The sequence below is a fragment of the Serratia sp. JKS296 genome, from assembly GCF_900215445.1.
Lineage (GTDB): Bacteria > Pseudomonadota > Gammaproteobacteria > Enterobacterales > Enterobacteriaceae > Serratia > Serratia marcescens.
This window is the reverse complement of the sequence record NZ_OCMX01000001.1, coordinates 1,740,647-1,759,304: the sequence shown is the minus strand read 5'-3', so window position 1 is coordinate 1,759,304 and position 18,658 is coordinate 1,740,647. Positions and strand designations below refer to the sequence as shown.

Here is an 18,658-nt window from a genome sequence, read left to right as displayed (position 1 = left end):
CTCAACGCACCAGCGCCAACGCGCGCTTCTCCTGGCTGCGGCCGCCGGCGATCGACAGCAACAGGTCTTTCACCAGCAGCGCCGGGGCGGACAGCGCCTGTTGGCTCGACATGCACAGTGACAGCGGCACCGACATCGTCGGCGCATTGATGCGCGCCATCCAGGCCTTGGCCGGGCCGATCATCGCGCGCGCCACCGATTCCGGCAGCACGGTCGCCCCTAACCCGCTGGCGATCGCGGCGCTCAGCGCGCCCGAGGATTCGATCTCCCCCACCACGTTGGCAGCCAGCTTGCGCAGCGCCATCGCCTCCTCCAGCTGGTTGCGCACCGCATCGCCCTCGCGCGGCAGGAACAGGTTCAGCCGCGCCACGTCCAGCAGCTCGACGCTGTTGCCGGGATGCGGCACCGCGCGCGTCGCCACCAGATAAAGATCTTCCCGCATCAATGCGATGGCGTGCAGCCCGGCGGGCATTTTGGCGCCGTAGACCATCGCCATGTCCAGCGTCTGGTTAGCCACCTGCCCGGCCAACGCCGCGCCGCCGTTTTCATGCAGGCTGAGCAGGATGCCCGGCTGCTGATCGCGCAGGGTCTGCAACAGCGGCAGCGCCAGCTGCGCCGCGGTGCTGCCCGACGCCAGCCCGAGCGACACCTGGCCGCTCATCGCCTGTCCGGCGCTGTTGACCGCGCTCTGCGCCTGCTCGCACTGGCGCAGAATGGTCTGCGCGTGGGCATACAGAATGTTGCCGGCCTCGGTCGGCTGCACCCCGCGCTTGGTGCGGATCAGCAGCTGTTGCTTCAGCTCTCCTTCCAGCGTCGCCAACTGCTGGCTGAGCGCCGGTTGGGCGATGTGCAACACCTCCGCCGCCTGGGTCAGGCTGCCGATATCGACGATTTTCACGAAGTACTTCAGACGTCTGAAATTCATAGTGCCTCCAGCGAGCCGCTAAATTGAGAATGCCGAAATCCGGTCATGCAATCACAGCAAGATCCAGGCCAGAGTCGGTAAACGGCCGTGGAAGCGGGGTACAAGGCGGTAAATGGCCGTTCGCCGGGCGGCGCGCGCCACCGCGCAGGGCAACCGTTGCACCATCGGCAGGCAAATGCGCCAAACAACGGGCAACCCGGCGACGCTGCGCGCGGGATAAGCGACAAAAGCGAGAAAAAGCAGCAGGTTGGGCAATCTTGCAGCAAACGAACGCCTCGGACGTCTTCACGCTTTACAAGCCACAACCGCCCCGCTATTATTCGCCCCGTTCACACGATTCCTCTGTAGTTCAGTCGGTAGAACGGCGGACTGTTAATCCGTATGTCACTGGTTCGAGTCCAGTCAGAGGAGCCAAATTCTTGTTTTCATGCCGCTTTGCGAATCCTTATGTGATGCTGATTCAATAAGTTAGCGTGAAAAGTCTTCCCGACGCATTTTCAGTTAACCCTCCGCATCGGGAGAATTTGGTGGTCAGATTTGGGGGCAAGTTGGTTCGATGACGGAGTGACCCCCAAATGTCTCTTAACGACTCAAAAATCCGCAACTCAAAACCATCCGTAAAACCCTTCAAAGTTTCCGATTCTCATGGCCTGTACCTTTTAGTCAATCCAGGCGGTTCACGTCTCTGGTATCTGAAATATCGAGTCAATGGTAAAGAATCCCGCTTCGGCCTGGGTACCTATCCCGATGTTTCTCTGGCTTACGCTCGTCAGCAACGTGATAGCATACGCAAACTGCTGACGCAGAATATCAATCCATCACAGCAACGTATCGCAGAGAAAGCTGCCCGCTCTCCGGAAAAACATTTAAGCACGTTGCATTGAGCTGGCATAAAAGCAACAGAACATGGTCAGAGAACCACGCCTCCCGTCTTCTTGCCAGCATGAACAATCAGCTGTGCACATTCCAGCCTGAACTCAGGGGTGAAAGTACGCTTAGTTTTCTTGTTCATTAAGTCACCTGTTTCATGTTGAGGTGAGAATATCACCTTTAATCAGGTGGCCAAATTTACTGTGCCACTACAACGGACTTCAGAACGGCGATGATCTGGTGTTCGGTGAGTCGGGTTTTGCGCATGGCGATCTCCTCCGGGGACATAATCAGTATGCCGGAAGATCTCTAAATGTGAATGGTCCGTTTTGCAGGGATACTTACAAAGGGACACAGCCTAGTCTCCAAGATTCCCGGTGCGGTTCAGCTATCTTAGTGAACCGCCAACAACCAATATTGGCGGCTATAAAAACAAACAATCATACGATGAAATGAATTACATATGCTTATTTAAGGAAGACTATGATGATTCGGAAAATCATTTCGAACTTCGTCCATGAGAGCCTCAAGATGAATGCCTTCTCCACCACCGCCTTGCCGTAGTAAGCGTAAAGCCGCAAACCACTGAGCACGACCTGTACCGTTAAGTTTTAACCGTGAAATATCTCCCCCAGCTCTCTGCCAAATGTCTTGATCACTTGGGCCAGCTGGATATAAGTCAGCCAGAATCTCTTCAAGTCTGCGATCCCTTCCAGCATGTTTTGGCTGCTCCGCCGAGCCAACCATTTTTTGAACACCACCACATTTGAGTGCTACAGGAAAGTTATTTTCCAAATTGCTTTTGAAAACAGGGTGTTGTTCTCCACCGAATCTTTTGGCATCAGTTGGTATTCGACTTTCAAGATAAGTAAAAATATCGAATACACGGATGAAATTGTCATCAAATGGCCCAGCCGCACCCTTTAATGCATCCAAGAAATGTTTAGTGAAAAGACTATTTTTATCTCCGGGCAAAATCAGTGACGTCTCCGTATCCCTTGATGACGCAAGCAACACCTTACCGCGCCCTTGAGAAAGGCGTTCTAGTGACTTATTTGAAAAACCCATGTGGTATTCATTGCACTGCAATAAATTTTTAATACCTGCAACACCAGCAGAATGGCAAGCATCAATTACAAATAACAATCTCTCAGATTTAATTAAAGAGAGTAAATATGACAACTCCTCCTCACCCAATAAGCCTCCGTCACTGGATGAAAAATCCACAGGAACCAATGAGCAATCTGGTTTAGAATCACTTCCTAAGTTAGCTCCATGACCTGAAAAATAAATAAAAACTGTATCAGCTTCTCCTGCTTTTTGTGCCAATTCAGACAGTGCAGTACGGATATTAATCAGTTTGGCGTCAGAGTTAATTAGTCTTGTCACATTTGAGGCGTTATAACCACAATAGTCATCAGACATAAGCACTCCAGCTACGTCCAATGCATCCTGAGTTACAGTGTAAGGAAGTGCATTACTCCCTTCATATTCAGAAATAGCAATAATAAGTGCATAAGCTTCTGGAAATAATTTACATAGATTCATTTTTTAGCCTTGAAAATTTCTCTAATAACTTCAACTCTTTCGTTATTTGGAAAGTCTGCGATGACTTCCTTCAGTAAGTCATCAACTTTTGGTTTAGCCCCTTTTTTTATTTTTTCTATCGCACGCCTCCAACGTTCGTAACCAGAACCAAAAGACCATATATCCCATGAATGCCCACCAGACCGAGACCATATATCATTTTCGTCCGGTCCAGAAGGATATAACTCAATTAAAATCGAAGTCAAAAACTCCCACTTCTCTTCAGTTGTCCAGTCACATAATCGCAACCTCTCCCAGAGTGGTAAGATTGATTTGCAATGTTTTAAAATTAGGGAAGCATTGCTTGAAAATGACTTGTTTTTTTCTAAGACAAATTTAGCCACCATTTCCCAGTTTTTATTCTTGATAATTTCCCCAATGGCTTTTGAATTATAGCTTTGTTGACTAGGTTGATGAATAAACCACGCTTCTAACCATTTTTTGAACTCAGCTTCAGTGAAGAGATTTACCCGACAAAAAATACCAATCACACCTTCACAAAAAAACATAGAATCTCTGACCATTTCATCAATCAGACCATCCAAATGGTATATAGCATGTTCAAGAACATCATCGAGCTTAACAAAGTTCAGATTAAGGGCTCTTCTGTACCATCCCTTGGCAGTTGCATTCAAATAATTAAATCTGGTAGTATTATCAAAAACACTCCATATTTCATTGACATTTTGGTAATCACATAAATCAGAAACTGGGGATATGGAGAGCAAATTTATAAGCACATCATAATCATGACAGCCAGCTACTAACGCTTTATCCAGCAATGAAAAAAATATCCCTTGCGCTTCTAATGGCGCATTCCAAAGTTCTGGATTCAGCTTTAACGCTCTTGTCCAAATAAGTAAGCTAATATTTGACGTAATAGAAACAGACTCAAGAATAGAAGGGTTAATTGCAGCTCGATTTACTACAATATCTATTACACGCACATCATTTAAGTACAAACAACAAGATAATAATTGACTTTGATCCACATTGGCTGCTATCGCATTCAATCCCTTCACGTATCCAGCATTAGTATCAATTTCCAATTGTTTTTTAAATGCTTCTTTCGCTGGAAAATACAAGGCCAAAACTGTGCCATGCAATATAAGTAATTTTTTATCTGAGAACAAATTGACCAAATGCTCAGCTATTGAATTTGATAAATCTTTCGGAATCTTTTCTGCAATCAGACACTCAATGCTATCATTGATGTCTAATTTATCGACAAGTCTACTTAATACACTTACATCAATTTTGCTCCATCGCCAAATAGCCACAAATACTAATGAGTTAAGAGATGATATTGCGCCTAAAAGCCCTGCATTAACAGAGTTTATCCAGTCGGACACAGCATTATTATCAAATAGAGCAATCTGAATCATTTTAATAAAATGTGTATCATCAACTTCTAAATACTTACAATGTGATAACTTAGAAGAAATTACATCCCAAACGACATTCAGGTCTCCAAACCCAATCCCTTTCAAATTTCTAAGTTTTAACACATCAGCTATATCAGAATCAGTAACGAGTTCAGCGCATTGTGTCACCAAAATATTTTTCGCCTCCCGACCTTTTATATTGCTAGGAGAAAGAACCTCTAGATATCTAATTAAAGAAATACAGTCATTGAATGTAAATGGAACACTTTGGTATTTTGATTTAGCCTCAGAAAGCAACCCAACCATTGCGGGTTCCTTCATTTCAATCCCAAAGTTCTCACAAAAACTTTCAAATTCAGAGTAACCTGCATTAAATGCTTTAATTGCTGACGAAGGAGAACTCTGGCCCGAAAATTCTTTTATGACTTTATGATTGTTCCATCTTGATAGCAATGATGTAGGAATACAAACTAAGTGAGGAACCGTAGTCTCAACACAATCTTTTGGGCTCATACTCAACCTAAAAGAGAAATTTTCTCGCATGCATGGCCATAGTTTAAACCATATCTGACAGACTAAGTTTTCGAAACCATCAAGACCTACATGGATTAATGGTCCATCTTTTCTGTCAACCAATAATTCAATAACATTGTGATTCAGCCCATTCTGTTGCTCAACTTCCATTTCACGATATTCACATAAATCACATGATTCAATGAATACATCATCATTACCTGGTAGAAGAGGAAGTAACTCTATTAGGTTATTTAAGTTATCAAATTTTGATATTTCATTTAAGTCAATGGCTACAGCATAAACAACCATCATTCCTGAGCGTGAAGCACTTATATCAATAAAACTTCTGGCAAGAATATATTTACTTTCAAAAGGAAAACCTGAAATATATGGAGAAAAATCCACACCAGCGGGTACCACATCGGGAAGATCTAACCATTGGGATATTTTTCTATAAAACTCAGGATTTGAACTACAGCTCCGAAGGCCATGTCCTTGCCCAACCTGCCCAAATATGGCTTTTTCAATCTTCATATAACTTCTCTCAAGAAATCAAGAAATTTATGGGAATTGTAATGTCCGGATTGCAGGTACCATCAGGACATACGACATATCCAAAGTTTTCCGGCCCAGTCTCTACATATGCTTGATCTTTATTTATTTTATCCAGATTTTTTCCAAGAGCAGACAGCCCCATAATTAATGGGCTATCCCAACGTGAATGAATAAAATCATATAACATAGGAAGTGATTGATTTAAAAGATCTGGAGGAGTAGTGCTTGTATTCAACTCATCCCAGCAACTAAGTAGAAAACAAATTTTTGGCATTGTTCTTGAGCCTGAGATCTTACGTAGATAAATTAGAATCTGTATAAGTTCAATCAAACGTGCTTGATCCGAAATTTCTTTCTTCTCAATCAGTTGGGCCTCTGGATTTTTTTCATTATTTATTGGACGAGAAAGAACATCATCTTGCAAACGATATAAATTAGTTCGCAGCATAAATAACCATGATGTGCTGTCTGTCACACGTTGTATCCATTCTTTAGGTATATTTCGAAACGTAGATATATTGGATACTTGTTCACCGCCATAATCAGGCCAAATCAATTGGCCTTTAAAGCCATCAAAATCCTTAATTGGCCATATACTTTCAACGTAACTTATAGCTGGTGTATGTTTTGCGGCAAGCCCCTCATTCAATTTATCCATCGCTTCAGAAAAAGGTTCTAAATTTTTAGCTGCACCATTCATCTGCAACTGTGCATTTTTTTTCTGAAGCTTCATAAGAAGCTGAGCACCATAATGAGTCTTCCCAACACCAGACTCGCCGATAATTAATACCGAGCTATCATTGCACTTCATATTCTCACCCTTGTCTGAACATGAAAAATGGATCTGTTGTATTTTGAGTTATTGACGGCAAAATACCTTTCATGAACGTTTGCTTCATTATCCAATTGAATAATGTTGAAATCGTTTCCTCAGGCTTAGATTGAAGATCATTATTAATAAGAACCTGAACTTTAAACTCTTCATCTATTGTAAGGGCAGAGATAATGCCTTCCCTAACAAGATTTTCCATAGATTCATCTTCAGAAATATCTCCTTTGGTCCAGACTAACGCCACAGGCCTTTGTCTATACTCTCCGGCAAGACGCTGAGTTAGTCGCATTAATTCAGATCTAGCCAAGCCTTTGCTATCTCCGCATAAGGCTTCCCTATCCACAATCAAAAGGAAAATATCAGCATTTTCAGATAACCAACGTGCTCCATCAGCATCTGGGGAGTCCGAGTTCAAAGCCCATTTGCCAAACCATTCACCTGGAGCATCAGCAAATAAATAATCCTGGAGAAGGTTAGATTCAATATCCTGAAAAGCAAGATGCAACAATCCTGGGGAACGGCGTGAGCCACTTGGTGTATGTGCGGGAAAACACGGTGAAAGGCCAGGTTCCCATCTCAGCGCAGTCGAAACAGCCTCCCAACCATTCAAGGAATACGAGCCCGCAAAACGTTTGTTTGTTTTACTGGCTAATCCTCTTGAAACTAGTAAATAAATTGCGGCCAGAAGTGATGTCTTTCCCGCATTTGCGGCACCCAGCACACCAATAATTTTAGGCTTTGAGCAACCACTAACAAATCCTACGTCAGTTAATCCCATGGCTAAACCAGTCCATGGAAGGTGAAACTCATTGAGAGTTTTTGGGTCTGAATCATTGTCATCATTATCATCAGAAGCCCAATTTTTACAATGACATAGCTCTGTTTCTCCCATGGAGCAGGCCACATCTGGAGCATAGCAACCGGGTAGAGTACATCTAGTCATCGGAATTTTCCTCAATGGCTACTGCTCTGATGGCTTGTAATTCCCTAAATATCCATGAAGCCCATTCGGAAAGCGTTAGTTTTGATTTTGCCGCTAGCCCAGTTAATCCATAAAATTCACGATCATTTTTATAAACTGAATCCGAATGAAGAAGTGCTATCAAAAGTCCGCGTCCCTCAGTTTTTGGCAATGTTTGATTGATATATCCACATAATGTTTCTGCAAAATCAGTTTCCCTGACCTCTTTTATAAGTTGTGCAATGCCAAACTGTTTATTTTTTTCAGACTCAGTAAATGAGGTAACTATTTCATATAGAAAAGCAGAGACGCTGGCTGGTGAGCTAGTAGGGACTTTTATAAACAAATCGTATGCCATTATTGCAGCAGCAATACTGACTGGCATTTGACGATAACTACATGAAGCACTTAATGAGTAAAGTGATTCCTTCCACCATAACAAACCACTTCGGCGTTGTAATCCTGCAGTTGCACAACTCACCGCATTCAAAGTTGAGTCGATATGTGTTGCTACAGCTTTTGATAAATCCTTTAGTGGCTTCGAAAGATCTACAGGTTCAATTTGTGCTTCTGCCAGGGCTGCATCCACGGTATCAGCTATAGCTGTTGCCATGAGTGGAGTAAATTGATTTACCCATGCTTGGTGAGAATTCGGCCATACCTGGTTTCCATTAGTTGCCTGGCCTTGTGGATTAGCGGGGCCACTTGCTTTCTCGATTCCAGTTTTCAAGCTATCTCTATCGACTACAGCTTCAGTTGAAACAATTTCTATTGTTTGCCCGTGGTTATATACAAACGGCTTTACTTTGATTGTTTCGGGTGTAGCCCATTCTTCTTCCGCCTTAGCATTTAAGCTATGCTCAATCCTTCCGACCAAATCACCCCACATATCGCTCTCATTCCCAACCTCCATTTTTGGTAGCATGTTTCTAACAATAGAAACAAATGCAATTGCTACACAATGATCTTTATCTGATTGGTCTACCAATGCCTGGAGCAATATGGCCCGTACCACTTGAACTGGCGTACCGGAGAAAGTATTAAAATACGTCGTCCAATTTGATTCCAAAACAGCAATGATCTCTTTCACAACTGGGTCGTCTTCGGGAGACTGAGGATCAAGCGCTATCAACGTGTAAGCAAGGGTTTTAGAAGGTGTCTCATCTAATAATTCAACCACTGAAGCAGTGGTATTGATGAGTTTGTCTAATTTTTCATCACTACCATTAAGGTCGATGAGTCCCTTTTTTAAAAACTGCATAATAATTTCTGTAGCCACCATGGAATCCCCATAAGCATTATTCGAAGATATTCAACAACTTAGACTTTTCGGAGTTGTCCGAAAGTTATGTAGTTAGCATATCTAAAACAGCATCTTTTTTTAAGGGATTTGTGTGCGTGAATAGTCATAACTTGATCAATTTGATCTCTTCCCTTTGTTCAGTACCGCCGTAAATGGGGTTTCCGGCCTTTCTTTCCCTGAACAAATGAGGTCATCCGGCATGAAAAAGACGCGTTATACCGAATAACAGATCGCTTTTGCCCTCAAGCAGGCGGTAACAGGTACGCGGGCGGAGGAAGTGTGCAGAAAGATGGGGATTTCTGAAGCTCCTTTTTACAATTGGAAGAAGAAATTTGGCGGCATGGGCGTAACGGAACTGCGTCGGCTACACCATCTGGAGGAAGAGAATCACCGCCTGAAACGGCTGGTCGCCGATCTCAGTCTGGGCAAGGAAATGCTGCAGGACGTCATCCGAAAAAAGTTCTGAGGCCGATGAAGAAACGCGATGCGGTCGAATACATGCTGGCGCCGAACCGCATCGGGGTTCGCAGGGAATGCCGGCTGATGATGCAGAGCCGAACGGTCTACAACTACCGCAGTTGCCGCGATGACCGGGCCCTTACGCAGCGGATATGGGTGATTGCAGAAATCCTCATTCGTTATGGTGTGCAGCGGATCCATATCCTGCTGCGGCGCGAGGGCTAGCTGGTTAACCACAAGAAAACCCATCGGATTTACTGTCTGGAAGGGCTGAACCTGCGGTCAAAACACCCGCGTATAACCCTGTCGCCATTCACTGATGGTTTTCCTGGCATGACTGACGTCACTGAACCAGTGTTCATTCAGGCATTCATCGCTAAAGCGTCCGTTAAAACTCTCAATAAATCCGTTCTGTGTCGGCTTGCCGGGTTGGATAAGCCGCAGCTCCACGCCATGCTCATAAGCCCACTGGTCAAAAGCTCTGCAGGTAAACTCCGGTCCCTGGTCAGGTATTATCGTAGCCGGATAGCTGCAAAACAACGCAATGCTGTCTAGAATATGCGTGACCTGCACGCCTAAATCCCAAAGGCAACAGTGGCCGTCAGGCATTCCTTCGTAAAGTCATCGACGCAGGTAAGGCACTCGATCCTGCGACCGGTGGCCAGTGCGTCCATGACGAAATCCATCGACCAGGTCAGATTGGGTGCCGCCGGGCGGAGCAGCGGCAGACGTTCTGTTGCCAGCCCTTTACGACGTCGTCTGCGTTTTACACCCAGCCCGCTCAGATGATAAAGGCGGTACACGCGCTTGTGATTAACATGAAGCCCTTCACGGCGCAGTAACTGCCAGATGCGGCGGTAGCCAAAACGCCTGCGCTCCAGTGCCAGCTCAGTGATGCGCCCTGATAAATGCGCATCAGCAACTGAACGATGAGCGTCTTAGCGGCAGATATACAGAAACGTTTGCTAGACATGTCCCTCCACAAAATAGTAACAATCAACATATGCTAAGGAATGTTCAAACAAGCTTTATGTAACCCACAATTTTTGGTGGTCATCCTGGGGGTCTTGACAGGCAGGGAATTCTTCATTAGCTTATTTATTAGCCAGTTACTGGCAAAAGCGTTCCCAGTCAGAGGAGCCATATTTAGAGAAGCCCGCTCAGGGAAACCCGAGCGGGCTTTTTGCCTTTCAGTTGCCGTCAAAAGCTGCGTTTCGCCACCAGATAGGCGCCCGCCACCAGCAGCAGAGCGCCGACCAGCGCCGGCAGATTCTCGCGCAGCGCCGCCGGGCCGGCGCGGTAGACGTCCGCCAACAGCCCCATGCACAGCTGGCTGGCGACCAGGATCGAGATGGTGGCCGCCGCGCCCAGTTTTTGGTAGCCCAGGATGCCGGCGAACACGAACAGCGATCCCAGCAGCCCCGGCAACAGCATCCACCACCTGGCGGCGCCGGTCACTTCCGCCACCGCGCCGAGGCCGTTTTTGGCCAGCAGCAACCCCACCAGCAACAACAAACCGACGCTGGAGTTGATCACCAGCGTAATGAGGATGGTCGAAACGCTTTCGGTAATGCGCACCATCAGCAGATTCTGCACCACCAGCCCCATCCCGGCCGCGATCAGCAGTAACAGCATATTCATCGCCCTGTCTCCCGGGATCAGCGCGCGGGCGGCGTCGCCCGTTCGTCGAGCGTCAGCTGCAGGAACGTCAGATCCAGCCATTGGCCGAATTTGGCGCCCACCTGTTCCATGCGCCCCACCTCGCGGAACCCCAGCGCCAGATGCAGCTCAATCGAGGCCTGATTGCCGGATTCGATGCCGGCCACCATCACGTGCTTGCCGATTTCCCGCGCCCGTGCGATCAGCGCCAGCAGCAACGTCTTGCCAATCCCTGCGCCGCGATGCGCCTGATGAACATACACCGAATGTTCCACGGTATGGCGATAGCCATCCCAGGCGCGCCAGTCGCCGAACGACGCATAGCCGATCGCCTCGTCCGCGGCGTTCACCGCCACCAGCACCGGGTAGCCCGCCGCCTGGCGTTCGCCGATCCACGCCGCACGGTTGGCCGCATCCACGGTTTGTTCATTCCAGATGGCGGTGCTGTTCAACACCGCGTCGTTATAGATAGCGGCAATCGCCGCGCTATCGTTGAGCGTCGCATTTCGTATAATCATGGTTTACCCCGGCCAGTTGTCCACTATAATACTACGATATGAACATTAAATTAGACAATCTAAATCAGCTGATCGGCGCGCGCATTCGCATTGAACGCGAGGCGCGCCACTGGTCGCTGTCCGATCTGGCCGAACGGGCGGGCGTCTCACGGGCGATGGTGCATAAGATCGAGCGCGGCGAGAGCAGCCCGACGGCGATGCTGTTGGGCAGACTGGCGGGGGCGTTCGGCCTCAGCATGTCCAAACTGATCGCCCGCGCGGAAACGCAAGAAGGCCGGCTGCTGCGCAGGGAAGATCAACCGGTGTGGGTCGATCCTGAGAGCGGCTACGTGCGGCGCCACGTGTCGCCGCGCACCGATCTGCCGCTCGATCTGGTGCGCATCGAACTGCCGGCCGGCGCGGCGATCCCGATGCCGGCGTCGGTGTACGCCTTCAAGCGTCAGCTGATCTGGGTTTTATCCGGCGAGCTGGTCTTTCTTGAGGGCGACGCGCGCCATGAAATGGCCGAGGGCGACTGTCTGGAGCTCGGCCCACCGGCGGACTGCCGCTTTGAAAACCAAAGCGATGAGGCATGCGTGTATATGGTGGCGGTGCTGAGCGCCGCCTGACGGCTCGCCGGCGCTACCCCTGCGTCGGCTGGTTATAGCCGGCGTGGAAAAACTTCTCCGCCAACCGGCTGTCGCCGCCGGAGAAGAACTCGCTCATCGGCTCGCTGCCGAGGCCATAGGCGCGGCTGAGCTGCCCGGCCTCGAACGCCGCCCGGTTCTCGTCGCCGCAGCGCTGCGCCAAATGGTGGGCATAGCCGAGCACGAAGCCGCGCTTGTAGTCGGAGCAAAAGCGCGACAGCTCCGCCTCCGGCTTCAGGTTCTCCGCCTTTAACCCCGCCAACAGCCCTTTGCCAAAATGATCTCCCACGGGTTCCTCCTCACCACGCAATCGCTATATAACAAAATATATATCGAATGAGCGAACGAGAACATACTCCCTAAGTTTTACTCGCCGCATAAAAAAGGCCCGCCAAGCGGGCCTGCGAGAAAGCGGGCAATCACAGCGTGAAATTCAGCCCTTCGCTGACGGTCTTGCCGAGCGGCAGACGGCCCGACGGCGCTTCTTTCTCCTGCAGGAAATCCGGCAGGCAGGCTTTGTCGCCCGGTTTGCCGATCGCCACCATAGCGTGCACCGCATAGTCGTCCGGCAGCTGCAACGCCGCTTTGATCTTGTCGTGGTGAATGCCGCTCATGCAGTGGGTCAGCCAGCCTTTCAGATGCGCCTGATGCGCCAGGTTGGCCCAGGCCGCGCCGGTGTCGAACGCATGGGTCGGGTTGTCCACCAGCCGCTCGCCGTTCAGGCTGGTGGTTTTGGAGACGATCACCACCAGCGCCGAGGCGTGTTGCGCCCAGCCGCGGTTGAAGTCGATCAGGAACTCCAGGTAGTTCTCCCAGCTGTCGGAGCCGTGCTTGCTGTAGGCAAAGCGCCACGGCTGAATGTTGTAGGCCGAAGGCGACCAGCGCGCCGCTTCAAAGAAGCTCAGCAGCGTTTGATCGTCGATGGCGTCGTTGGTCATCGCGCGCGGCGACCAGCGCTCGATAAATTGCGCGTCAATCGGGTAATCGGAGATTCTTGGCTGGCTCATGATAGGTTCTCGCAGTGAAGTAAAAACAAAAGTTCGCTGATATTCCCACAGCTTAGGACGGTAAAACTTTTATTTCGTGCCATTGCCTTGCGGCAGTTCCCGCTGCAGCCAGGCCAGAAACGCCCTGACCGGCGGGTGCCGCTCGCGCCCCGGCGCGCACAGCACGCTGTAGGCGGCGCCCGGTACGCGCACCTCCGGCCGGTACGCCACCAGCAGACCGTTGTCCACCATCTCGGACACCATCACCGAGCTGGCGAGCACCCATCCCTGCCCGGCCACCGCCGCCTGCAGGGCGTAATGCTCCTCGTGATAGCTGCGCATCGCCGCATGGCGCTGCCACCAGTCCACGCCGGCGGCCCGGCACCAGTCATGCCAGCCGCTGTCGTACAGCGCCGAATCCCCCCACTTGACGGTGATCAGCACCGGGTTTTCCGGTTCGGCGGCGGCCAGCCCCGGCGCGGCGTAAACGCCAAAGCTTTCCTCCAGCCGCGCCGCCTGATGCAGCGCGGGATAATGCGCGCGGCTGTAACGCACCGCCACATCCACGCTGGCGTCCTGCTGCAGATCGATCACCTCGGCGCAGGCCTCCAGGCGCACCAGATAGTGCGGGTACGCCTGGTAGAAACGCCCCAGGCGCGGCACCAACCACAGCGCCGCGAACGAGTGCGTCACCGAGACGCACAGCGAGCCGCTGCTGGGCTGCGGCCGCAGACCCTCAAGCGTGGCGGCGACGTCCAGCAGCGCGCCATGCACTCCGGCAAACAGCGTTTCGCCCTTCGCCGTCAGCCGCACGCCGCGCGGCACCCGCTCGAACAACGCAAAACCCAGCTGCTGTTCCAGCGCCTTGATCTGGTGCGAAATCGCCGTCGGCGTCACCGCCAGCTCGGCCGCCGCCAGCTTGAAGCTGCGCAGGCGAGCGGCGGATTCAAAGGTGCGTAACGCGTTGACGGGCAGCGTGGCGAACATGGCGAAGCCTCTTGAGATGAGTTGAGTTCATCCTGGCAGAAAAACCGTCATTTGTCGCCTGCGGACGCTTGCCTCTAAATTAAGGCTGAGTTCACTTCACACCAAGGAACATGACATGAATACAACTCATCAATCCAAACGCCTGGTGGTGCTGGTCGGCAGCCCGCGCCGCGACGGCAACAGCGCCACGCTGGCGCAGGCGATCATGGCGGGCGCCGCCGAAGCCGGCACTTCCGCCAGCCTGCATTTTCTCGACGATTACCTGAGCGGTTTCCTGAGCGATGAACGCCATACGCCGCCGCCGACCGATCGCTACGCCGAGCTGTTCCTGGAGCACTTCCTGCCGGCCGACGGCGCGGTATTTTGCACGCCGATTTACTGGTACGGCATGTCGGCACAAACCAAGGCCTTTTTCGATCGCTCGTTCAGCTTTTATTCCAACGCCTACCCTCAGGCGGAACAGGTGCACCAACGCATGAGCGGCAAACGCATCGGGCTGGCGGTGGCGTCGGAAGAAACTTATCCCGGCGCGGCGCTGGGCATCGTGCATCAGATCCAGGAGTTCAGCCGCTACACCCATTCCGCCTTCGTCGGGCTGGTGCACGGCGCCGGCAACCAGCGCGGCGAGATCGCCCGCGATCCGCGCAACCCGCTGCGGGCCGCCCGCGAGTTGGGGCGCGAGTTCTTCACCCGCCCCTACTCGGATTATCAGATGGACAGCCCGCGCAGCACGCAGGTTTGGACGGAATAGCCTCGGCCTCAACCGCCACTGCCGATTTGCCAGATAAAGGTCGGCGTATGGCGGTTAATTTCCCAGTCACCGATATTGCGCGCCTTGTAGATCACCGGATTATGTGAAGAGAGCGTGCGCGCATTGCGCCAGTGGCGATCCAACGCCTTGCCGGTACGGGTATCTGAAGCGCCGAGCGCATTGAACAATTCACCGGCGGCGCGCTGCACCCACTCCCCGGCGATGACCTGCGCCCTGGCGGCGTCCAGCTCCGCCGTCACGTTAAGCGCCTGCAGCAGCGCTTCATCGCCGGATCGATGCGCCTCGTAAGCCTGCTGCAGCGAGGAAGTCGCTTTTAGCACCGTCGCCTCAACCGCATAGGCCCAGGCGCTGATTTGCCCCACCACCTGCTGGATCTGCACGTCGTCCTTCACCCAACCGGCGTTGCCGTGGCTATAGATCCTTTTACGTTGCCTCACGCCCTCGCCGACGTCTCGCAGCACCGCGCGGCCGATCCCCGCCAGCGTCGCCAGCAACACATGCTGATAGAACGCAGTTTGGTAGCGGAAGCGCTCGGCAAAGTCATAGACGTGCGCCTGCTCGACCCGCGCATCAATAAAACGCGTGGTGCCGCTGCCGGTAGTGCGTTGGCCAAATCCGTCCCAGTCGTCGTCGCGCTCTACGCCCGGCTGGGCGACGTTCACCAAAGCGATCACCGGGCCGCCGCTGTCGCTGCGCTCGGCATACACGTCGATCCAATCGGCAAACAGACTGCCGGTGCTGTAAAATTTCTCGCCGTTGAGCGACCAGCCGTCGGCCTGCGGCGTTACCCGGGTATTGACCTGCCCCAGCTTCACGCCGCCGATCTCGGTCCAACCGCTGCCGACCAGCTCGCCGTCGAGAAAGCGTTCGAACCAGCGATCGCGCTCCGGGCCGTCCGGCGCGTTCAGCCGATCTTCCACGAAGGCGAAATGCGCCCGCAGCGCCTGCGGCAGGTTAGAGTCCGCCTCCGCCAGTTCGGCCAGCAGTTCGAACAGCTGCGGCAACGAAGCGCCGTCGCCGCCCTTTTCACGCGGGAGGCGCACCCTGCCGAACCCCGCCTCTTTCAGCCAACGGATCGGTTCATGCGGCAGCGTGCGCGACAGCTCGCGCTCCACCGCCCCGGCGGCGATTTCGGCGAAGATCGGCCGAAAACGCGCGGCCAGCTGTGCGTAGTCTGCTCCGGTGGATAACAGGTGTTGCGTCATGTCAGTGTCCTCTGTGGTTAAGCGCGATCGGCCAGATCGTCGATATCGCGCGCCGTCGGTTCAAAGCGAATGATCAGCAGGAAGACGATGGGGATCGCCGCCGCCAGTGAAACAATCCAAAACATGTCGGTGCCGAAGCGCGCCTGCAAAATCGGCAGAATAAACAGCGCCAGCGCGCTGCCGATACCGGACAGCGAACGGCCGAAACCGACGCCGGTGGCGCGGATCGCCGTCGGGTAAGAGAGCGCCGGGTAAATCATCATCTGCGCGCCGGGGCCGAATCCTTCGGCAAACAGCCATAGGCCCAACATCAGGATCGCCAGCCCAACGCCGAACGCCGCCTGCGGATGTCCGATCAACGCCAGGGCAATCAGCGCGATAAACTGCAGCGCGAATCCGGCGATCGCCACGTGGCGCGACGGATACTTCCATGCCAGACGCATGCCGAGCAGGCCACCGGTAAAAGCGAACAGCACGTTCAGCCCAAGCGAAGCGGAGATAGTTTCAAACACCCCGGCGCCGAGAAACTGCGCCAGAATCGACGGCAGAAAGAAGGCGATGGCGGTGTATTCAAAGGAAATGCAAACGTTCATCACGCTGGCGACCAGAGTGCGCTCGCGGTACGGCTTGCGGAACAGCACGCGGAAGCTGACCTTCGGCGGCGCCGCCGGTTGGGCGGCGTCAGGTTCCGCCTCATGGGCGGCAATGCCGTATGACTCGCGCAGGATGCGCGCCGCCTCTTTCAGATCGCCCTGGTTAGCGGCCCACAGCGGCGACTCGTTCATAAACTTGCTGCGCACCATGATGATCAGCAACGCCGGCACGGCGCCGAAAATCAACGAGGCGCGCCACAGCCAGTTCGCATATTCGGCCGGCAATAGAAAATAGAGCGCAAAGATGATCAGAAAACACACCGACGAAGCGGCGTACCACATCGGGCACCAGGCCGCCAGGCGCGACGCCTTGTTGGCCTTGCCGGTGAATTTGGAGAATTCGGCCAGATAGGCCATCGCCACCGGCAAATCAATGCCGACGCCGATACCCATCAAAAAGCGCGCGCCGATCAGCACCCAGACGTTGGGCGCCAGCCCGGCGGCGATGGCGGAAACCACAAAAAACAGCATATCGGCCATAAACACCTGATAGCGGCCGTACTTATCGGTCAACCAGCCGCCGACCAGGTTGCCGAGAATGGTCCCGACCATGATCGAAGAAGTTACCACCCCGGTCAGCAGCGGGCTGAGGCTGAATTCACGCACCACGTCATCGATGCCGTAAGACAGCGTGGTCAGGTCATAGGCATCGAGAAAAACACCGCCCAGCGCCAACAGCACGATCATGCGCGCATGGGTATTTTTCTCGCTGCGCTGGTTAATCAAACGCGCCACATCGCTGGCCGAGCCGATGGGCGCAGATAACGGCGGCGCGGTATCGATATTTAAGGTACTCATAGCTTCCTCGTTGTAATTGGCAGGTGACACCTCGTTTATAGGGTGAAAAAATTACGCCGACAAACAACAATTTCTTCTATAAATATCATTAATATCAATAAATTAAACACCGTTACGGCGTAACAAAAACGCCGGATTAACGCGCGTTAATCCGGTCTTTATCACGGTCATTTCGGGCGGGGATTATTCTGCCGAGACCGGCACCAGCACGCCTTTCACCCGCGGGTCGTCGGTGCTTTTCAGCCACGCCTGCAACCTGGGATCGGCAAACGCCCGCTGCAGCTTGCGAATATTTTCGTCCTGCAGATAGGGCGTGCCAATCACCAGCTGCGAAGCGAAGGTTTTCGGCGCCGGTGGGAACAAGATGCCCTTCTCACGCGGCACCTTGCCGGCGTCGAACTGCGACACATAGCCAATGGCCGCATCTACCGAATTCAGCGCGCGCGGCATGGTCAGCAAATCCAACTCCGTGAAGTTAAAATGGCGCTTGTTCTCGCGAATGTCTTTCAGCCTGGCGGTGCGCGCCTCGATCGCCGGATCCAGCCCGATCAGTCCAATGCGCTGCAGCAGCCACAACGCCTGCCCCTGATTGGCGCCGTCGTTGGGCACCACGATCTCCGCGCCGTCCGGCAACTCGGCGATCGACGTATAGCGGTCGGAATAAATGCCAAACGCCCACTGAAACACCGGCAGCGTCGGGGTCAGCTTAAAACCGTTGGCATCCACCACCTGCTTTAGCCACCACTGGTGCTGGTAGATCGTGGCGGCGTACTGCCCCTGCGCCACCGCACGATCGGCCTGCACCGGATCCTGCAGGCCAACCGCCTCCAGCCTGAGGCCGTAATCCGGCGCGATATGTTCGCCGACGTACTCGATCACCCGCTGCTCTCCGGCCATCGCCGGCTCAAAGTGCACTTTCAGCGTGCTGCCGAACTGCACCGTCTGCTGCTGGCGGGCGCTGAAGTGCCAAACCGCGGCGGCGATAATCGCCACCGCCGCGATACCCACCGGCCACGGCCAGCGTTTCTTCTTCACTATCTCAAAATCGTGATTAGGCATGA

The 18,658-nt window shown here is 52.4% G+C and carries 16 protein-coding genes, 1 tRNA gene and 3 pseudogenes; 5 read left to right on the top strand and 15 right to left on the bottom strand.

The window, feature by feature from the left end:
- Window position 1 precedes the first annotated feature (1 nt).
- On the bottom strand, window positions 2-925 hold the full coding sequence (gene nac / locus CRO23_RS08310) for a nitrogen assimilation transcriptional regulator NAC (protein WP_016927119.1): 924 nt from the start codon (window positions 923-925) through the stop codon (window positions 2-4).
- Window positions 926-1,263: 338 nt separating this feature from the next.
- Here nac and CRO23_RS08305 point away from each other — a divergent pair.
- Together CRO23_RS08305 and CRO23_RS08300 are read left to right on the top strand one after the other, a co-directional pair.
- A tRNA-Asn gene (locus CRO23_RS08305) sits at window positions 1,264-1,339 on the top strand.
- A gap of 161 nt (window positions 1,340-1,500) precedes the next feature.
- A pseudogene (locus tag CRO23_RS08300) lies at window positions 1,501-1,883 on the top strand (Arm DNA-binding domain-containing protein); the annotation flags it as partial.
- Between the two features lie 383 nt (window positions 1,884-2,266).
- Here the strand turns inward: CRO23_RS08300 and CRO23_RS08295 are convergent.
- The 5 genes from CRO23_RS08295 to CRO23_RS08280 are packed head-to-tail and all read right to left on the bottom strand — an operon-like array spanning window position 2,267 to window position 8,913.
- Window positions 2,267-3,343, bottom strand: coding sequence for a caspase family protein (locus tag CRO23_RS08295; protein WP_097101726.1), 1,077 nt, complete (start codon window positions 3,341-3,343; stop codon window positions 2,267-2,269).
- Window positions 3,340-5,817: a GAP1-N1 domain-containing protein gene (locus CRO23_RS25040; protein WP_176519318.1), complete on the bottom strand. Its 2,478-nt coding sequence runs from the start codon at window positions 5,815-5,817 to the stop codon at window positions 3,340-3,342. Before CRO23_RS25040 ends, CRO23_RS08295 begins: the two co-directional genes overlap by 4 nt.
- Before the next feature lie 10 nt (window positions 5,818-5,827).
- On the bottom strand, window positions 5,828-6,649 hold the full coding sequence (locus tag CRO23_RS08290) for a hypothetical protein (protein ID WP_097101724.1): 822 nt from the start codon (window positions 6,647-6,649) through the stop codon (window positions 5,828-5,830).
- 4 nt (window positions 6,650-6,653) lie between these two features.
- Window positions 6,654-7,613: a TRAFAC clade GTPase domain-containing protein gene (locus tag CRO23_RS08285; protein ID WP_097101722.1), complete on the bottom strand. Its 960-nt coding sequence runs from the start codon at window positions 7,611-7,613 to the stop codon at window positions 6,654-6,656.
- Window positions 7,606-8,913 (bottom strand): GTPase-associated system all-helical protein GASH, encoded by a 1,308-nt coding sequence (locus tag CRO23_RS08280; protein ID WP_217992223.1) that lies wholly within the window; start codon window positions 8,911-8,913, stop codon window positions 7,606-7,608. The genes CRO23_RS08285 and CRO23_RS08280 overlap by 8 nt, the downstream gene beginning before the upstream one ends.
- 250 nt (window positions 8,914-9,163) lie before the next feature.
- Here CRO23_RS08280 and CRO23_RS08275 point away from each other — a divergent pair.
- Window positions 9,164-9,690, top strand: a pseudogene (locus CRO23_RS08275) (transposase); the annotation flags it as partial.
- Here the strand turns inward: CRO23_RS08275 and CRO23_RS08270 are convergent.
- The 3 genes and pseudogenes from CRO23_RS08270 to CRO23_RS08255 form a co-directional block, all read right to left on the bottom strand.
- Window positions 9,691-10,328 (bottom strand): annotated as a pseudogene (locus CRO23_RS08270) (IS3 family transposase); the annotation flags it as partial. It lies immediately after the preceding pseudogene.
- 265 nt (window positions 10,329-10,593) lie between these two features.
- On the bottom strand, window positions 10,594-11,034 hold the full coding sequence (locus CRO23_RS08260; RefSeq protein WP_016927118.1) for a DMT family transporter: 441 nt from the start codon (window positions 11,032-11,034) through the stop codon (window positions 10,594-10,596).
- Window positions 11,035-11,051: 17 nt separating this feature from the next.
- A complete protein-coding gene (locus CRO23_RS08255) occupies window positions 11,052-11,570 on the bottom strand; it encodes a GNAT family N-acetyltransferase (protein ID WP_016927117.1) in 519 nt (172 codons plus the stop codon).
- Between the two features lie 38 nt (window positions 11,571-11,608).
- Between CRO23_RS08255 and CRO23_RS08250 the strand changes: the two genes are divergently transcribed.
- A complete protein-coding gene (locus CRO23_RS08250; protein WP_015378410.1) occupies window positions 11,609-12,178 on the top strand; it encodes a helix-turn-helix domain-containing protein in 570 nt (189 codons plus the stop codon).
- 13 nt (window positions 12,179-12,191) lie between these two features.
- Here the strand turns inward: CRO23_RS08250 and CRO23_RS08245 are convergent, their stop codons facing one another.
- The 3 genes from CRO23_RS08245 to CRO23_RS08235 form a co-directional block, all read right to left on the bottom strand.
- On the bottom strand, window positions 12,192-12,485 hold the full coding sequence (locus CRO23_RS08245) for a DUF2623 family protein (RefSeq protein ID WP_016927116.1): 294 nt from the start codon (window positions 12,483-12,485) through the stop codon (window positions 12,192-12,194).
- A 130-nt stretch (window positions 12,486-12,615) separates the two neighbouring features.
- Window positions 12,616-13,203, bottom strand: a complete 588-nt coding sequence (locus CRO23_RS08240; protein WP_097101720.1) for a nitroreductase family protein — start codon at window positions 13,201-13,203, stop codon at window positions 12,616-12,618.
- Between the two features lie 69 nt (window positions 13,204-13,272).
- Window positions 13,273-14,169: a LysR substrate-binding domain-containing protein gene (locus CRO23_RS08235; RefSeq protein WP_060444574.1), complete on the bottom strand. Its 897-nt coding sequence runs from the start codon at window positions 14,167-14,169 to the stop codon at window positions 13,273-13,275.
- 115 nt (window positions 14,170-14,284) lie between these two features.
- On the opposite strand from CRO23_RS08235, the gene CRO23_RS08230 reads away from it, so the two are divergent.
- Window positions 14,285-14,920: a flavodoxin family protein gene (locus CRO23_RS08230; RefSeq protein ID WP_033639921.1), complete on the top strand. Its 636-nt coding sequence runs from the start codon at window positions 14,285-14,287 to the stop codon at window positions 14,918-14,920.
- Between the two features lie 8 nt (window positions 14,921-14,928).
- On the opposite strand, the gene CRO23_RS08225 is transcribed toward CRO23_RS08230, so the two are convergent.
- The 3 genes from CRO23_RS08225 to CRO23_RS08215 form a co-directional block, all read right to left on the bottom strand.
- Window positions 14,929-16,146, bottom strand: coding sequence for an acyl-CoA dehydrogenase family protein (locus CRO23_RS08225; protein ID WP_033639920.1), 1,218 nt, complete (start codon window positions 16,144-16,146; stop codon window positions 14,929-14,931).
- 17 nt (window positions 16,147-16,163) lie between these two features.
- Complete coding sequence (locus CRO23_RS08220) at window positions 16,164-17,597, bottom strand: MFS transporter (protein WP_016927112.1); 1,434 nt, start codon at window positions 17,595-17,597, stop codon at window positions 16,164-16,166.
- A gap of 183 nt (window positions 17,598-17,780) precedes the next feature.
- A complete protein-coding gene (locus CRO23_RS08215; RefSeq protein WP_016927111.1) occupies window positions 17,781-18,656 on the bottom strand; it encodes a MetQ/NlpA family ABC transporter substrate-binding protein in 876 nt (291 codons plus the stop codon).
- Window positions 18,657-18,658 lie beyond the last annotated feature (2 nt).

Excerpts from the sequence above, each read along its gene's own strand:
- nac (WP_016927119.1), bottom strand. The coding sequence starts at position 925 with ATGAATTTCAGACGTCTGAAGTACTTCGTGAAAATCGTCGATATCGGC.
- CRO23_RS08295 (WP_097101726.1), bottom strand. The coding sequence starts at position 3,343 with ATGAATCTATGTAAATTATTTCCAGAAGCTTATGCACTTATTATTGCT.
- CRO23_RS25040 (WP_176519318.1), bottom strand. The coding sequence starts at position 5,817 with ATGAAGATTGAAAAAGCCATATTTGGGCAGGTTGGGCAAGGACATGGC.
- CRO23_RS08290 (WP_097101724.1), bottom strand. The coding sequence starts at position 6,649 with ATGAAGTGCAATGATAGCTCGGTATTAATTATCGGCGAGTCTGGTGTT.
- CRO23_RS08285 (WP_097101722.1), bottom strand. The coding sequence starts at position 7,613 with ATGACTAGATGTACTCTACCCGGTTGCTATGCTCCAGATGTGGCCTGC.
- CRO23_RS08280 (WP_217992223.1), bottom strand. The coding sequence starts at position 8,913 with ATGGTGGCTACAGAAATTATTATGCAGTTTTTAAAAAAGGGACTCATC.
- CRO23_RS08260 (WP_016927118.1), bottom strand. The coding sequence starts at position 11,034 with ATGAATATGCTGTTACTGCTGATCGCGGCCGGGATGGGGCTGGTGGTG.
- CRO23_RS08255 (WP_016927117.1), bottom strand. The coding sequence starts at position 11,570 with ATGATTATACGAAATGCGACGCTCAACGATAGCGCGGCGATTGCCGCT.
- CRO23_RS08250 (WP_015378410.1), top strand. The coding sequence starts at position 11,609 with ATGAACATTAAATTAGACAATCTAAATCAGCTGATCGGCGCGCGCATT.
- CRO23_RS08240 (WP_097101720.1), bottom strand. The coding sequence starts at position 13,203 with ATGAGCCAGCCAAGAATCTCCGATTACCCGATTGACGCGCAATTTATC.
- CRO23_RS08235 (WP_060444574.1), bottom strand. The coding sequence starts at position 14,169 with ATGTTCGCCACGCTGCCCGTCAACGCGTTACGCACCTTTGAATCCGCC.
- CRO23_RS08230 (WP_033639921.1), top strand. The coding sequence starts at position 14,285 with ATGAATACAACTCATCAATCCAAACGCCTGGTGGTGCTGGTCGGCAGC.
- CRO23_RS08225 (WP_033639920.1), bottom strand. The coding sequence starts at position 16,146 with ATGACGCAACACCTGTTATCCACCGGAGCAGACTACGCACAGCTGGCC.
- CRO23_RS08220 (WP_016927112.1), bottom strand. The coding sequence starts at position 17,597 with ATGAGTACCTTAAATATCGATACCGCGCCGCCGTTATCTGCGCCCATC.
- CRO23_RS08215 (WP_016927111.1), bottom strand. The coding sequence starts at position 18,656 with ATGCCTAATCACGATTTTGAGATAGTGAAGAAGAAACGCTGGCCGTGG.